The following is a 14,254-nucleotide window of genomic DNA, read 5'->3' on the forward strand; positions in this document are numbered from 1 at the left end:
TGGTTGTCACCCTGATCAACCCGGTCGCCATGGATGAAGGCCTGCGCTTCGCGATCCGCGAAGGCGGCCGTACCGTCGGCGCCGGCGTGGTCTCCAAGATCATCGCGTAATCTGCTAGAATCTGCGCCCCGATGTTGCCTGGGTAGGGCATCGGGGCGTAACCAAACGGGAAAAGAGGCGCAGGATGCTCCTCGTGTTCCCCAGACCAGGAAGGGTCGCGCCATTCAGGCTTTGTCAATAGGTTTCCTGTTGACTGCCAACTTGTATGCGCGCTATACTTTTTGTCTGGGCAGATCGGGAGACCGGTCTGCCTCGATTTTTGAGGTCTATGGAAAGATCTTGTCGCCGCGCAGGAATGTGCGGCGTCTGCATTCAGGATATTCATGGGACAAGGCAACCCAGAGGCCTTGTCCGTCGCTCTTTTAACGAAGGAACCCACCGTCATGGCGGACCAAAAGATCCGGATTCGGCTGAAGGCGTTCGATCATCGTTTGATCGACCGTTCGGCCAGCGAGATCGTAGAAACGGCAAAGCGGACCGGCGCGCAAGTGCGTGGCCCGATCCCCCTGCCGACCAAGATCGAGCGTTACACCATTCTCGTCTCCCCGCACGTCGACAAAGACGCGCGTGACCAGTACGAGACCCGCACGCATAAGCGCGTGCTCGATATCGTTGACCCGAACGACAAGACCGTGGACGCGCTGATGAAGCTCGAACTGGCTGCCGGCGTCGACGTTCAGATCAAGCTGACCTGAGGACTACGACCATGACGAAGAAATATTCGTTGGGCTTCGTGGGCCGCAAGGCTGGCATGAGCCGCGTGTTCACCGAAGATGGCCAGGCCATCCCGGTAACCCTGATTGAAGCTACCCCGAACCGCATCGCGCAGATCAAGACCGTCGAAGCTGACGGCTACAGCGCCGTGCAGGTGACCGTCGGCGCGCGTCGCGCTGCCCTGGTCAACAAGCCGGAAGCCGGTCACTTCGCCAAGGCGAAGGTCGACGCGGGCCGTGGCCTGTGGGAATTCCGCGTTGAAGACGCGCAGCTCGGCGATTTCGCCGTCGGCGGCGAAGTCAAGGCGGACATCTTTGAAGTTGGCCAGAAGGTCGACGTCCAGGGTGTCACCAAGGGTAAGGGCTTCCAGGGCACCATCAAGCGCTACAACTTCCGTATGGGCGATGCAACCCACGGTAACTCGCTGTCGCATCGCGCGCCGGGTTCCTTGGGTCAGCGCCAGACCCCGGGTCGCGTTTTCCCGGGTAAGAAGATGTCCGGCCACATGGGTTCGGTGCAGCAGAGCACCCAGAACCTTGAAGTGGTGAAGGTCGATGTCGAGCGTGGTCTGATCGCGATCCGTGGTGCCGTTCCGGGCGCAGCGGGTGGTGACGTGATCGTTCGTCCGGCTAGCAAGGCATAAGGAGAGATGACGATGGAACTCGTTATCACGGGTAGCAACAACAAGGTCTCGGTCTCCGATGCCGTGTTCGGTCGCGATTTCAGCGAAGATCTGGTTCACCAGGTCGTCGTTGCTTACCGCAACGCCGGTCGCGCCGGCACCAAGGCACAGAAGACTCGCTCTGAAGTGGCTGGTACCACCAAGAAGTCGAAGAAGCAGAAGGGCGGCGGCGCGCGTCATGGCGCACTGACGGCTCCGATCTTCATCGGCGGCGGTGTCACCTTCGCGGCCAAGCCGCGCAGCTTCGAGCAGAAGGTCAACCGTAAGCAGTACCGTGCAGCCATGTGCGCGATCCTGTCCGAGCTGAACCGCCAGGGCCGTCTGACGATCGTGGAGTCCTTCGATGTCGAAGCGACCAACACCAAGTCGTTGATCGCCAAGCTGGCCGGCCTGGAAGTGGGCAAGCGTCCGCTGATCGTCACCGAAGATGCTTCCGAGCACCTGTACCTGTCGGCCCGCAACATTCCCTACGTGGAAGTGCGTGACGTGCAGGGTCTGGACCCGGTGTCGCTGGTCGGTGCCGACACGGTCGTCATCACCGCGGATGCGGTCAAGAAGGTCGAGGAGTGGCTGGCATGAGCAGCAACGAAAAAGTCTTCAGCGTGCTGCGCGCTCCGCGAGTCTCCGAAAAGACCGCGCGCCTGCAGGAACATTCCAACCAGTATGTCTTCGAAGTTTCGAACGAAGCCACCAAGGCCGATGTAAAGGCCGCGGTCGAGCAGCTGTTCGACGTCAAGGTCGAGTCGGTCAACGTGCTGAACGTGAAGGGCAAGAACAAGTCCTTCCGTAACCGCACCGGCCGCCGCGGCGATTGGCGCAAGGCGTACGTGCGTCTCGCCGATGGCCAGTCCATCGATGTAACGGCCAAGGCCTGAGGTCCATCCCATGCCATTGATGAAATTCAAACCCACTTCTCCCGGCCGCCGTTCGGCCGTGCGCGTGGTCACGCCCGATCTGCACAAAGGCGCGCCGCATGCTGCGCTGCTGGAGCCGCAGAGCAAGTCCGGTGGTCGTAACCACCACGGCCGCATCACTACCCGTCACGTGGGCGGTGGTCACAAGCAGCACTACCGTGTCATCGACTTCAAGCGCAACAAGGAAGGCATTCCGGCGCGCGTGGAACGCATCGAATACGATCCGAACCGCACCGCCCATATCGCCCTGCTGTGCTACGTCGACGGCGAACGCCGCTACATCATCGCACCGAAGGGCCTGAAGGCCGGTGACCAGGTGATCGCGGGTTCGGATGCGCCGATCAAGACCGGTAACACGCTGCCGCTGCGCAACATCCCGGTCGGTACCACTGTCCACGGCATCGAACTGAAGCCGGGCAAGGGTGCTCAGATCGCGCGTGCCGCCGGCGCTGCCGTGCAGCTCGTCGCTCGTGAAGGTATCTACGCCACCCTGCGCCTGCGCTCGGGTGAAATGCGTAAGGTGCCGGTCGAGTGCCGCGCCACCATCGGTGAAGTCGGTAACGACGAACACAACCTGGAAAAGCTGGGCAAGGCTGGCGCCAAGCGCTGGCGTGGTGTCCGCCCGACCGTTCGTGGTGCTGCCATGAACCCGGTTGACCATCCGCACGGCGGTGGTGAGGCGAAGGCCGGCCAGGGCAACCCGCATCCGGTCACCCCGTGGGGTGTCCCGACCAAGGGTTACAAGACGCGCAAGAACAAGCGCACCCAGCAATTCATCGTCCGCGATCGTAGGGGCTAATCGACCATGGCACGTTCACTCAAGAAGGGCCCGTTTGTCGATCACCACCTCATCAAGAAGGTGGAAGCCGCTGCGGGTAGCAAGAAGCCGATCAAAACCTGGTCGCGCCGTTCGATGATCCTGCCGGAAATGGTAGGCGTCACCATCGCCGTTCATAACGGTAAGAACCACGTTCCGGTGCTCGTCAACGAGAACATGGTCGGCCACAAGCTTGGCGAATTTGCCATCACCCGGACCTTCAAGGGTCACGGTGGTGACAAGAAGTCCGGCAAGTAAGGAGAGATGACAATGGAAGCGAAAGCAATCCTGCGCTCCGCGCGCATCTCTGCGCAGAAAGCCCGCCTGGTCGCTGACCAGGTGCGCGGCCTGCCGGCCGAGCGTGCGGTCAACCTGCTGAAGTTCTCGGACAAGAAGGCTGCCCACCTGATCAAGAAGGTGGTGGAGTCGGCTATTGCAAATGCCGAGAACAACCAGGGCGCCGACGTCGACGAGCTGAAGGTACAGACCATCATGGTAGATGAAGGTCCGACCCTGAAGCGTTTCATGGCGCGGGCGAAAGGCCGCGGCACCCGCATCCTCAAGCGCACCAGCCACATCACTGTGGTTGTGGGCGCCGGCAAGTAAGCGGAAAGGAAAACACCATGGGTCATAAAGTTCATCCGATTGGTATCCGCCTCGGCATTTCCAAGGACTGGAACTCCAAGTGGTACGCCAACAAGGCCGAGTTCGCTGGTTATCTGGCAGCCGACCTGAAGGTGCGGGACATGCTGCGCAAGAAGCTTGCGCAGGCCGGCATCAGCAAGATCCTGATCGAGCGTCCGGCAAAGACCGCTCGCGTGACGATCCACACCGCCCGTCCGGGCGTGGTGATCGGCAAGCGCGGTGAGGACATCGAGAAGCTGCGCAAGGAAGTGAGCGAAATGATGGGCGTCCCGGCGCACATCAACGTCACCGAAGTGCGTAAACCCGAGCTGGACGCACAGCTGGTTGCCGAGTCGATCGCGCAGCAGCTGGAGCGTCGCATCATGTTCCGCCGCGCGATGAAGCGTTCGGTCGGCAACGCGATGCGCCTCGGTGCCCTGGGCATCAAGGTCAACGTCGGTGGCCGCTTGAACGGCGCGGAAATCGCCCGTTCGGAGTGGTACCGCGAAGGCCGCGTGCCGCTGCATACGCTGCGTGCCGACATCGACTATGGTTTCGCTGAAGCCAAGACGACCTACGGCATCATCGGCATCAAGGTCTGGATCTACAAGGGCGAAGTCTTCGATTTCTCCCAGGTTGGCCAGGAAAAGCAGGACGACTCCCCGCGCAACGATCGTAACGATCGCGGCGACCGCGGTGACCGTCCGTCGCGCCCGGCTCGTGAAGCGAGGTAACGACAATGTTGCAACCCAAGCGAACCAAATACCGCAAGGTACACAAGGGCCGTAACGATGGTCTGAGCTGGAGCGGCAACGCTGTCAGCTTCGGCGAATACGGCCTGAAGGCAACCGCTCATGGTCAGCTGACCGCGCGTCAGATCGAAGCGGCCCGCCGCTCGATCAGCCGCTACGTCAAGCGCGGCGGCAAGATGTGGATCCGAGTGTTCCCCGACAAGCCGATCACCAAGAAGCCCATCGAAGTCCGAATGGGTTCTGGTAAGGGCAACGTGGAGTACTGGGTAGCCCAGATCCAGCCCGGCCGCATGATCTATGAAATCGAAGGCGTCGCAGAAGACGTGGCACGTGAGGCGTTCCGCCTGGCTGCCGCCAAGCTCTCCGTGACCACCACTTTCGTGACCCGGACGGTGCTCTGATGGATATCAAACAACTTCGCGAAAAGTCGGCTGACGACCTGAAGAGCCACCTGATCGACCTGCGTAAGGAGCAGTTCTCGCTCCGTATGCAGCAGGTCACTGGCCAGCTGCCGAAGACCCACGAAACCCGCCGGGTTCGCCGCGAGATCGCTCGCGTCAAGACCCTGCTCGGCAGCACCAAGTAAGGATGGCCGCGATGAGCGATAACAACGACAGCAAGACGCTGCGCACGGTCGAAGGCCGTGTCGTCAGCAACAAGATGGACAAGACGGTCACCGTGTTGGTGGAGCGCCTGGTCAAGCACGCCCTGTACGGCAAGTACATCAAGCGTTCGACCAAGCTGCACGCACACGACGCCGACAACACCTGCAACGAAGGTGATGTCGTTCGTGTGACCGAGATTGCTCCGATGTCCAAGACCAAGAACTGGCGCGTGGTGGAAGTCATCACGCGTGCGGTTCAATAAGGAGATCTGACTCATGATCCAGATGCAGAGCTACCTCGAAGTCGCGGACAATTCCGGTGCCAAGGAAGTGATGTGCATCAAGGTGCTCGGCGGCTCCAAGCGCCGCTACGCGCACATTGGCGACATCATCAAGGTCACCGTGAAGGATGCAATCCCGCGCGGCAAGGTCAAGAAGGGTGAAGTGTTCGACGCCGTCGTGGTGCGTACCCGCAAGGGTGTGCGTCGCGCCGACGGTTCGCTGATCCGTTTCGATGCCAACGCCGCGGTCCTGCTCAACAACAAGCAAGAGCCGATCGGTACCCGCATCTTCGGACCGGTGACGCGTGAACTTCGTTCCGAGAAGTTCATGAAGATCGTCTCGCTCGCTCCCGAAGTGCTGTGAGCGACAGGAGATAATCATGGCTAACCGTATCAAGAAGGGCGACCAGGTTGTCGTCAACACCGGCAAGGACAAGGGCAAGCAGGGCGAAGTCGTCCGCGTCGACGGCGATCGTGTGATCGTCGCCAACGTGAACATCGTCAAGCGCCACACCAAGCCGAACCCGCAGGCAGGCGTTGCCGGCGGCGTGGTCGAGCGTGAAGCGTCGATCCATATCTCCAACGTGAATGTGCTGAACCCGGCTTCGGGCAAGGGCGAGCGCGTTGGCTTCAAGGTGCTGGAGGATGGACGCAAACTGCGTGTGTTCCGCTCCAGCGGTGAGGCGCTCGACGCCTGAGGAATGAGCAGATGAATTCCCGTCTCGAAAAGTTTTACAAGGAAGAAGTGGTGCCGGCGCTGATGAAGCAGTTCGGCTACACCAATCCGATGCAGGTTCCGAAGCTGGTCAAGGTCACCCTGAACATGGGTGTCGGCGAAGCAGCCACGAACAAGAAGATCCTGGAAAATGCCGTCGCCGATATGGCCAAGGTCTCCGGTCAGAAGCCGATCGTGACCAAGTCCCGCGTCTCGGTGGCATCGTTCAAGATCCGCGATGGTTGGCCGATCGGCTGCAAGACCACGCTGCGTCGTGAAAAGATGTACGAGTTCATGGACCGTCTGATCAACATCTCGTTGCCGCGCGTGCGCGACTTCCGTGGTGTCTCGGGTCGTTCCTTCGACGGTCGTGGCAACTTCAACATGGGTGTGAAGGAACAGATCATCTTCCCGGAAATCGACTTCGACGCTGTCGACGCGATCCGCGGCATGGATATCGCCATCACCACCACCGCCAAGACCGATGCGGAAGCGAAGGCGCTGCTCGCAGCGTTCAAGTTCCCGTTCCGTAACTGATACGTCGAGGAATCCGAAATGGCAAAGACCTCCATGGTCAACCGCGACCTCAAGCGTGCGAAGCTGGCCGTCAAGTACGCCGGCAAGCGTGAAGAGCTGAAGAAGATCATCTCCAGCACGACCGCGTCGTACGACGAAAAGGCCGAGGCCGTCATCAAGCTGCAGAAGCTGCCGCGCGACTCGTCGCCGAGCCGTCACCGCAACCGTTGCGAGCTCTCGGGCCGCCCGCGTGGCGTGTACAGCAAGTTCGGCCTGGGCCGTAACAAGCTGCGTGAAGCCACCATGCGTGGTGACGTGCCGGGCCTGCGCAAGGCCAGCTGGTAAGGGATTCGTCCCTTCAACTGCCCGGTGCCTTCGCGGTGCAGGGCAGGGGGGAGGAGCCGGTTTCCCGGCTCTGATCCCGGATTAAGGGAGCCCGACGCAAGTCGGGCTCTTTTTGCCGTATACTCCCGCGTCTTGCTCGCCCGCAAGGCGTGAGCAGTGTGTGAAGACGGGCCCTGGCCCATTCCAGGTAGACACAAGATTTTCGCGAAAGCGGATATCGGTGCACTCAAAGGTATCGACTATGAGCATGACTGATCCCATCGCCGACCTGCTGGTACGCATCAAGAATGCGGCCGCGGTTGGCAAGCAGACGGTGAAAGCACCGTCCTCCAAGATCAAGGTGGCAATCGCAGAGGTGTTGAAGGCCGAAGGCTACATCACCGATCTGCGCGTGACCAAGATCGAGAACAACAAGGCCGAGCTTGAAATCGTCCTGAAGTATTTCGAGGGCAAGCCGGTCATCGAGACCCTGAAGCGCTTCTCGCGTTCGGGTCTGCGCCAGTACCGTGGCAAGTCCGAGCTGCCGAAGGTCCTCAACGGCCTGGGTATCTCCATCATCTCCACCTCCAAGGGCATCATGACTGATGCGCAGGCGCGCCAGTTGGGCGTCGGCGGCGAAGTCCTGTGCTTCGTGGCCTAAGGCGAGAAGGAACCAACTATGTCCCGCGTAGCCAAGAAGCCAGTCAACCTGCCCAAGGGCGTTGAACTGAACATCCAGCCGGAATCCGTCAGCGTGAAGGGCCCGAAGGGCACCCTGTCGCTTGTCAAGGTTGCTGGCGTTGAAATCACTGTCGACAACGGCGTTGCCACCCTGGCCGCCAACGATGCCTCGCTGGTCGCCCTCACCGGCACCGTGCGTGCCATCCTGGCCAACATGGTCAAGGGCGTCACCGAAGGCTTCGAGCGCAAGCTTGAGCTGGTCGGCGTCGGTTACCGTGCCGCCATGCAGGGCAAGGATCTGAACCTGTCGCTCGGGTTCTCGCATCCGGTCCTGTTCGTGGCGCCGGAAGGCATCACCATCTCGACCCCGACCCAGACCGAAGTGCTGGTCCAGGGCACCGACAAGCAGCGCGTTGGCGAAGTTGCCGCCAAGATCCGTGGCTTCCGTCCGCCGGAGCCCTACAAGGGCAAGGGTGTGAAGTACGCCGGCGAAGTCATCATTCGTAAGGAAGCCAAGAAGGCCTAATTCAGGCCCTCAGCTTTCCAAGGAAAAAGATCATGAACAAGAACATCGCTCGTCTGCGTCGTGCCAAGTCGACCCGTGCACACATCCGTGTGCTCGGCGTGCCGCGCCTGTCGGTGCTGCGCACCGGCCAGCACCTGTACGCCCAGGTCTTCACCGCCGATGGCTCCAAGGTGCTGGCGTCGGCCAACACCACCCAGGCCGACGTCAAGGAAGGCCTGAAGAACGGCAAGAACAGCGACGCCGCCACCAAGGTCGGCAAGCTGGTCGCCGAGCGCGCCAAGGCTGCGGGCATCGAGAAGGTCGCTTTCGACCGCTCGGGCTACCGCTACCACGGCCGCATCAAGGCTCTGGCTGATGCAGCCCGCGAAGGCGGCCTGCAGTTCTAAGGGATAAGGAAGCGGGGCTGGTCCCCGCTTCCGCCTGCCTGCCGGCGCGGGTTGCGCCGGGCGACGTCCTTCTTCTGCAGGGGCGCTCGAATCACCGCTCCATCTCACAGCTATAAGCGGCCCTGAGCCGTACATACTCAATCAATCAAGGAATCAACATGGCAGAAGAACGTCAGCAGCGGGGTCGCGATCGCGATCGCCGCGAAGAGAAAGTCGACGACGGCATGATCGAGAAGCTGGTCGCGGTCAACCGCGTCAGCAAGACCGTCAAGGGCGGTCGTCAGTTCACCTTCACCGCACTGACCGTGGTCGGTGACGGCGCAGGCAAGGTCGGTTTCGGTTACGGCAAGGCGCGTGAAGTGCCGGTCGCCATCCAGAAGTCGATGGAGCAGGCTCGCAAGAACCTGGCCAATGTCGATCTGAACAACGGCACGTTGTGGCACCCGGTGAAGTCCGGCCACGGCGCAGCTCGCGTGTTCATGATGCCGGCCTCCGAAGGTACCGGTGTGATCGCCGGTGGTGCCATGCGCGCCGTCCTGGAAGCCGTTGGCGTCAAGAACGTGCTGGCCAAGGCGGTCGGTTCGCGTAACCCGATCAACCTGGTTCGCGCCACGCTGAAGGGTCTGAGCGAAATGCAGTCGCCGGCCCGCATCGCGGCCAAGCGCGGCAAGAAGGTGGAGGATCTCAACCATGGCTAATGAAACCGTCAAGACCGTCAAGGTCCGCCTGGTGGCTGGCCTGCGTGGCACCCAGTCGCGTCACCGCCTGTCGGTGCGTGCCCTGGGCCTGAACAAGCTCAACGATGTGCGTGAACTGAAGGACAGCCCGCAGGTTCGCGGTCTGATCAACAAGGTCCACTACCTCGTCAAGGTTGAGGAATAATCCAATGACCATGCATCTGAATGAATTGAGCCCGGCACCGGGCGCTCGTAAAGAGCGTACCCGCGTCGGTCGTGGTATCGGCTCCGGCCTGGGCAAGACCTGCGGCCGCGGCCACAAGGGTTCGTTCGCCCGTAAGGGTGGCGGCAAGATCAAGGCAGGCTTCGAAGGCGGCCAGACCCCCATGCAGCGTCGTCTGCCGAAGGTCGGTTTCCGTTCCAAGATTGCCAAGGACACCGCTGAAGTGCTGTCCTACCAGCTTGAGCGTCTGGAAGCTGGCGAGATCGACTTCGCCGCGCTGCGCGCTGCCAAGCTGGTCCCGAGCACTGCCAAGCGTGCCAAGATCGTCATGAAGGGTGACCTGACCAAGGCCTTCACCCTGAAGGGCGTCGCTGCAACGGCCAGTGCCAAGGCCGCGATCGAAGCTGCCGGCGGCAGCGTACAGGAGTAAGACATGGCGCAAGCTGGCATTGGTAACCTCGGCGGCGGGCTCGGCAAGTTCACGGAACTCCGCCAGCGACTGCTGTTCGTCATCGGGGCATTGATCGTCTACCGCATCGGCTGTTATGTGCCGGTGCCTGGGGTCAATCCCGATGCCATGCTTGCGCTCATGCAGGCGCAGGGCGGCGGCATCGTGGACATGTTCAACATGTTCTCGGGCGGCGCCCTGCACCGTTTCAGCATTTTCGCGCTGAACGTGATGCCGTACATCTCGGCATCCATCGTGATGCAGCTGGCGGTCCACATCTTCCCGGCATTGAAGTCGATGCAGAAGGAAGGTGAGTCGGGTCGTCGCAAGATCACCCAATATTCCCGCATCGGCGCCGTGTTGCTGGCGGTGGTGCAGGGCGGCAGCATCGCGCTGGCGCTGCAGAACCAGGTCTCCCCGGGCGGTGCTCCGGTCGTCTACGCGCCGGGCATGGGCTTCGTGCTCACCGCCATCGTCGCGCTGACCGCCGGTACCATCTTCCTGATGTGGGTCGGTGAGCAGGTCACCGAGCGCGGCATCGGCAACGGTGTGTCGCTGATCATCTTCGCCGGCATCGTGGCCGGTCTGCCGGGCGCGGTCATCCACACCGTGGAAGCCTACCGCGACGGCAACATGAGCTTCATCGCCCTGCTGCTGATCGTGCTGGTGGTGCTGGCCTTCACCTACTTCGTGGTGTTCGTCGAGCGCGGCCAACGCCGCATCACGGTGAACTACGCACGTCGCCAGGGTGGCCGCAACGCGTACATGAACCAGACCTCGTTCCTGCCGCTGAAGCTGAACATGGCGGGCGTGATCCCGGCCATCTTCGCCTCGAGCATCCTGGCATTCCCGACGACGCTGGCCATGTGGTCCGGCCAGGCCAGTTCGGCCACGTGGCTGCAGAAGGTCGCCAACGCCCTCGGGCCGGGCGAGCCCCTGCACATGATCGTGTTCGCCGCGCTGATCAGTGGTTTTGCGTTCTTCTACACCGCGCTGGTGTTCAACTCGCAGGAAACGGCCGACAACCTCAAGAAGTCGGGCGCGCTGATTCCGGGCATCCGTCCGGGCAAGGCCACCGCCGACTACGTGGATGCCGTGCTGACCCGTCTGACCGCCGCCGGCTCGCTGTACCTGGTGATCGTCTGTCTGCTGCCGGAAATCCTGCGCACCCAGCTCGGCGCCTCGTTCTACTTCGGCGGCACCTCGCTGCTGATCGTGGTGGTGGTGGTGATGGACTTCATTGCCCAGATCCAGGCGCACCTGATGTCGCACCAGTATGAGAGCCTGTTGAAGAAGGCCAACCTGAAGGGCGGCAACCGCGGCGGTTTTGCCCGCGGCTGATTGACCTGTTACACTAGTCTTCTTGTTGCGAAGGCCCTCCGGTTCCCGGACTGGCCTTCCAAATCGAAGGGCGGCCCCTGCAGCGGTTTCGGGTGGGGGTGTGATGTGGTGGTCCTGCGCGGGAGTAGCGCGGGCGGCGGCGAGGGCAACCTCTGCAGTCAACGACATCCGGCGCCGGAGCATGGGCACACTCCCCACGCCGGGTCCATGGAACCTCTTGGTTCCACGGGCTTCCAAGTAAACCGAGACCTTGATAGAATCGCTAGTTCACTTTTTTGATCCATCCTGCCGGATTGGCGCGCCCATGGTGCGCTGTCGGCCATCACTCAGCTGGAGAACCGCGTCATGGCGCGTATTGCAGGCGTCAACCTGCCAGCCCAGAAGCACGTCTGGGTCGGGTTGCAAAGCATTTACGGCATCGGCCGTACCCGTTCGAAGAAGGTCTGCGACGCCGCAGGCGTGACCTCGACCACCAAGATCCGCGATCTGTCGGAGCCGGAAATCGAGCGTCTGCGTCTCGAAGTCGGCAAGTACATCGTGGAAGGCGATCTGCGCCGTGAAATCGGTATCGCGATCAAGCGCCTGATGGACCTGGGCTGCTACCGCGGTCTGCGTCACCGTCGCGGTCTGCCGCTTCGTGGCCAGCGCACCCGTACCAACGCCCGCACCCGCAAGGGCCCGCGCAAGGCGATCAGGAAGTAAGGGACCTAAGAAATGGCTAAGCCCGTCGCTAAGACCAAGAAGAAGATCAAGCGCGTCGTCACTGACGGCGTCGCCCACGTCCATGCTTCTTTCAACAACACCATCGTGACCATCACCGACCGTCAGGGCAACGCTCTGTCGTGGGCGACCTCCGGTGGCGCTGGCTTCCGCGGTTCGCGTAAGTCCACCCCGTTCGCTGCCCAGGTGGCTGCCGAGAAGGCCGGCCGTGCCGCGCTCGACTACGGCGTCAAGTCCCTGGAAGTCCGCATCAAGGGCCCGGGTCCGGGTCGTGAGTCGGCCGTGCGCTCGCTGAACAACGTGGGCTACAAGATCACCAACATCATCGACGTGACGCCAATCCCGCACAACGGGTGCCGTCCGCCGAAGAAGCGTCGCGTCTAAAGGAGCGATAAGAAATGGCTCGTTATATCGGTCCTACCTGTAAGCTCGCCCGCCGCGAAGGCGCCGACCTTTCCCTCAAGAGCCCGGCCCGTGCGCTGGACTCCAAGTGCAAGCTGGAGCAGAAGCCCGGCCAGCACGGCGCCACTGCCCGTAAGGGCAAGCTTTCCGACTACGCTACCCAGCTGCGTGAAAAGCAGAAGGTCAAGCGTATCTACGGTCTGCTGGAGCGTCAGTTCCGCAACTACTACAAGAAGGCCTCGACCAAGAAGGGCAACACCGGCGAGAACCTGCTGCAGTTGCTGGAAACCCGTCTTGACAACGTCGTTTACCGCATGGGCTTCGCAGTGACCCGTCCGGCTGCCCGTCAGCTGGTCTCGCACCGCGGTGTCACCGTGAACGGCAAGTCGGTCAACCTGGCTTCGTACCAGGTCAAGGCTGGCGACGCCGTCGCTCTGTCCGAGAAGGCTGCCAAGCAGCTGCGCGTTCAGGAAGCCCTGACCGTGTCCGCTACGCATGACCTGCGTCCGTCGTGGGTTGAAGTTGATTCCGGCAAGTTCGCCGGCATCTTCAAGGCCGTGCCGGATCGTTCGGACCTGCCTGCGGATATCAACGAAGCGCTGATCGTCGAGTTGTATTCGAAGTAATTCACATTGGAGAACCTCCGGGTCACACCGGAGGTTCGCAGGAGAACCCGCAACATGACGGTTACCGCCAACCAGGTTCTGCGTCCTCGCGGTCCGCAGATCGAACGCCTTACCGATACCCGCGCCAAGGTCGTCATCGAACCCTTGGAGCGTGGTTACGGGCATACGCTGGGCAACGCCCTGCGTCGCGTGCTGCTGTCGTCCATCCCGGGCTTCGCCATCACGGAAGTCGAAATCGATGGCGTACTGCACGAGTACACCACGCTCGAAGGCTTGCAGGAGGACGTGCTGGAAGTCCTGCTCAACCTGAAGGACGTGGCGATCCGTATGCATACCGGTGACAACGCTACGTTGTCGCTGTCCAAGCAGGGTCCGGGTGTTGTGACCGCTGCTGATATCAAGCTGGACCACAACGTCGAAGTCCTCAACAACGACCATATCATTTGCCACCTGACCAAGGACACGGCAATCAATATGCGTTTGAAGATCGAGCGTGGTTTCGGCTACCAGCCGGCCGCTGCTCGTCGTCGTCCGGATGAAGAAACCCGTGCCATCGGCCGTCTGGTTCTGGACGCCTCGTTCTCGCCGGTCCGTCGCGTCGCCTATTCGGTGGAAGCGGCCCGCGTTGAACAGCGTACCGATCTGGACAAGCTGGTGCTGGACATCGAAACCAACGGCACGATCGATGCCGAGGAAGCCGTGCGCACTGCCGCCGACATCCTCAGCGATCAGCTGTCGGTCTTCGGTGACTTCACCCACCGCGATCGCGGTGCGGCCAAGCCGGCCAACAACGGCGTGGATCCGGTGCTGCTGCGCCCGATCGACGATCTGGAACTGACCGTGCGTTCGGCCAACTGCCTGAAGGCAGAGAGCATCTATTACATCGGCGATCTGATCCAGAAGACCGAAGTGGAGCTGCTCAAGACCCCGAACCTCGGCAAGAAGTCGCTGACCGAGATCAAGGAAGTCCTCGCACAGCGCGGTCTTTCGCTCGGCATGAAGCTGGAGAACTGGCCGCCGGCCGGTGTCGCCCAGCACGGCATGCTCGGCTGATCCAGCGCTACGCAAGATGCTTGACCCCGCACCTTCTGGTGCGGGGGCTTTACCCGCAACACTCCGCACCGACAGGTCGATAGCCTGCGGTGACGGCCAGCCAGGATGGCTGGCACCGGACCATCCGCAGTCCAAGCAACAACGCCAGGATGGCGACAGCGCTACCCA

General features: G+C 61.8%; 26 protein-coding genes and 1 pseudogene. All 27 read left to right on the forward strand.

Going from position 1 to position 14,254, the window contains the following annotated elements; genetic code table 11:
- Positions 1-110 (forward strand): annotated as a pseudogene (locus ABE464_RS15520) (elongation factor Tu); the annotation flags it as partial.
- A 333-nt stretch (positions 111-443) separates the two neighbouring features.
- Complete coding sequence (gene rpsJ / locus ABE464_RS15525) at positions 444-755, forward strand: 30S ribosomal protein S10 (RefSeq protein WP_010341589.1); 312 nt, start codon at positions 444-446, stop codon at positions 753-755.
- An 11-nt stretch (positions 756-766) separates the two neighbouring features.
- Positions 767-1,417 carry a 50S ribosomal protein L3 gene (rplC, locus tag ABE464_RS15530; RefSeq protein ID WP_019186145.1) on the forward strand — a complete coding sequence of 217 codons (651 nt, stop codon included), beginning with the start codon at positions 767-769 and terminating at the stop codon, positions 1,415-1,417.
- 12 nt (positions 1,418-1,429) lie between these two features.
- Positions 1,430-2,035: a 50S ribosomal protein L4 gene (gene rplD / locus ABE464_RS15535; protein WP_019186146.1), complete on the forward strand. Its 606-nt coding sequence runs from the start codon at positions 1,430-1,432 to the stop codon at positions 2,033-2,035.
- The gene (gene rplW, locus ABE464_RS15540; protein ID WP_019186147.1) at positions 2,032-2,331 is read left to right on the forward strand and encodes a 50S ribosomal protein L23; all 300 of its coding nucleotides are present in this window, start codon (positions 2,032-2,034) and stop codon (positions 2,329-2,331) included. Before rplD ends, rplW begins: the two co-directional genes overlap by 4 nt.
- A 10-nt stretch (positions 2,332-2,341) precedes the next feature.
- Positions 2,342-3,169 (forward strand): 50S ribosomal protein L2, encoded by an 828-nt coding sequence (gene rplB / locus ABE464_RS15545; protein ID WP_038690292.1) that lies wholly within the window; start codon positions 2,342-2,344, stop codon positions 3,167-3,169.
- Positions 3,170-3,175: 6 nt separating this feature from the next.
- A complete protein-coding gene (gene rpsS, locus ABE464_RS15550; protein ID WP_019186148.1) occupies positions 3,176-3,445 on the forward strand; it encodes a 30S ribosomal protein S19 in 270 nt (89 codons plus the stop codon).
- Between the two features lie 12 nt (positions 3,446-3,457).
- A complete protein-coding gene (gene rplV / locus ABE464_RS15555; RefSeq protein WP_017355410.1) occupies positions 3,458-3,793 on the forward strand; it encodes a 50S ribosomal protein L22 in 336 nt (111 codons plus the stop codon).
- A 17-nt stretch (positions 3,794-3,810) separates the two neighbouring features.
- Positions 3,811-4,545, forward strand: a complete 735-nt coding sequence (gene rpsC / locus ABE464_RS15560) for a 30S ribosomal protein S3 (protein WP_019186149.1) — start codon at positions 3,811-3,813, stop codon at positions 4,543-4,545.
- 5 nt (positions 4,546-4,550) lie between these two features.
- The gene (gene rplP, locus ABE464_RS15565; protein WP_019186150.1) at positions 4,551-4,964 is read left to right on the forward strand and encodes a 50S ribosomal protein L16; all 414 of its coding nucleotides are present in this window, start codon (positions 4,551-4,553) and stop codon (positions 4,962-4,964) included.
- On the forward strand, positions 4,964-5,149 hold the full coding sequence (gene rpmC / locus ABE464_RS15570) for a 50S ribosomal protein L29 (protein WP_019186151.1): 186 nt from the start codon (positions 4,964-4,966) through the stop codon (positions 5,147-5,149). The genes rplP and rpmC overlap by 1 nt, the downstream gene beginning before the upstream one ends.
- Positions 5,150-5,160: 11 nt before the next feature.
- Positions 5,161-5,430, forward strand: coding sequence for a 30S ribosomal protein S17 (gene rpsQ, locus ABE464_RS15575; protein ID WP_121042876.1), 270 nt, complete (start codon positions 5,161-5,163; stop codon positions 5,428-5,430).
- A 13-nt stretch (positions 5,431-5,443) separates the two neighbouring features.
- Entirely contained in the window at positions 5,444-5,812 is a 369-nt protein-coding gene (rplN, locus tag ABE464_RS15580) for a 50S ribosomal protein L14 (protein ID WP_017355415.1), read from the forward strand.
- A gap of 16 nt (positions 5,813-5,828) precedes the next feature.
- A complete protein-coding gene (gene rplX / locus ABE464_RS15585; protein WP_017355416.1) occupies positions 5,829-6,146 on the forward strand; it encodes a 50S ribosomal protein L24 in 318 nt (105 codons plus the stop codon).
- A gap of 11 nt (positions 6,147-6,157) precedes the next feature.
- Positions 6,158-6,700, forward strand: coding sequence for a 50S ribosomal protein L5 (gene rplE / locus ABE464_RS15590; protein ID WP_019186154.1), 543 nt, complete (start codon positions 6,158-6,160; stop codon positions 6,698-6,700).
- A gap of 18 nt (positions 6,701-6,718) precedes the next feature.
- Positions 6,719-7,024 carry a 30S ribosomal protein S14 gene (rpsN, locus tag ABE464_RS15595; protein ID WP_019186155.1) on the forward strand — a complete coding sequence of 102 codons (306 nt, stop codon included), beginning with the start codon at positions 6,719-6,721 and terminating at the stop codon, positions 7,022-7,024.
- Positions 7,025-7,265: 241 nt separating this feature from the next.
- A complete protein-coding gene (gene rpsH, locus ABE464_RS15600; RefSeq protein WP_019186156.1) occupies positions 7,266-7,664 on the forward strand; it encodes a 30S ribosomal protein S8 in 399 nt (132 codons plus the stop codon).
- An 18-nt stretch (positions 7,665-7,682) separates the two neighbouring features.
- Positions 7,683-8,210, forward strand: a complete 528-nt coding sequence (gene rplF, locus ABE464_RS15605; protein WP_176990877.1) for a 50S ribosomal protein L6 — start codon at positions 7,683-7,685, stop codon at positions 8,208-8,210.
- Between the two features lie 32 nt (positions 8,211-8,242).
- Positions 8,243-8,596: a 50S ribosomal protein L18 gene (gene rplR / locus ABE464_RS15610; RefSeq protein WP_121042882.1), complete on the forward strand. Its 354-nt coding sequence runs from the start codon at positions 8,243-8,245 to the stop codon at positions 8,594-8,596.
- Between the two features lie 158 nt (positions 8,597-8,754).
- The gene (rpsE, locus tag ABE464_RS15615; RefSeq protein ID WP_121042884.1) at positions 8,755-9,294 is read left to right on the forward strand and encodes a 30S ribosomal protein S5; all 540 of its coding nucleotides are present in this window, start codon (positions 8,755-8,757) and stop codon (positions 9,292-9,294) included.
- Positions 9,287-9,478, forward strand: coding sequence for a 50S ribosomal protein L30 (gene rpmD, locus ABE464_RS15620; RefSeq protein WP_019186160.1), 192 nt, complete (start codon positions 9,287-9,289; stop codon positions 9,476-9,478). The genes rpsE and rpmD overlap by 8 nt, the downstream gene beginning before the upstream one ends.
- 4 nt (positions 9,479-9,482) lie before the next feature.
- Positions 9,483-9,926 (forward strand): 50S ribosomal protein L15, encoded by a 444-nt coding sequence (rplO, locus tag ABE464_RS15625; protein WP_019186161.1) that lies wholly within the window; start codon positions 9,483-9,485, stop codon positions 9,924-9,926.
- 3 nt (positions 9,927-9,929) lie between these two features.
- On the forward strand, positions 9,930-11,285 hold the full coding sequence (secY, locus tag ABE464_RS15630) for a preprotein translocase subunit SecY (protein ID WP_019186162.1): 1,356 nt from the start codon (positions 9,930-9,932) through the stop codon (positions 11,283-11,285).
- 345 nt (positions 11,286-11,630) lie between these two features.
- Entirely contained in the window at positions 11,631-11,987 is a 357-nt protein-coding gene (gene rpsM / locus ABE464_RS15635; protein WP_019186163.1) for a 30S ribosomal protein S13, read from the forward strand.
- A gap of 12 nt (positions 11,988-11,999) precedes the next feature.
- Complete coding sequence (gene rpsK / locus ABE464_RS15640; protein ID WP_017355427.1) at positions 12,000-12,389, forward strand: 30S ribosomal protein S11; 390 nt, start codon at positions 12,000-12,002, stop codon at positions 12,387-12,389.
- Between the two features lie 14 nt (positions 12,390-12,403).
- Positions 12,404-13,033: a 30S ribosomal protein S4 gene (gene rpsD, locus ABE464_RS15645; protein ID WP_019186164.1), complete on the forward strand. Its 630-nt coding sequence runs from the start codon at positions 12,404-12,406 to the stop codon at positions 13,031-13,033.
- Between the two features lie 54 nt (positions 13,034-13,087).
- Complete coding sequence (rpoA, locus tag ABE464_RS15650; RefSeq protein ID WP_019186165.1) at positions 13,088-14,086, forward strand: DNA-directed RNA polymerase subunit alpha; 999 nt, start codon at positions 13,088-13,090, stop codon at positions 14,084-14,086.
- Positions 14,087-14,254 lie beyond the last annotated feature (168 nt).

The organism is Stenotrophomonas sp. TWI587, assembly GCF_039674145.1.
In the GTDB taxonomy this organism is placed as follows: domain Bacteria; phylum Pseudomonadota; class Gammaproteobacteria; order Xanthomonadales; family Xanthomonadaceae; genus Stenotrophomonas; species Stenotrophomonas maltophilia_AY.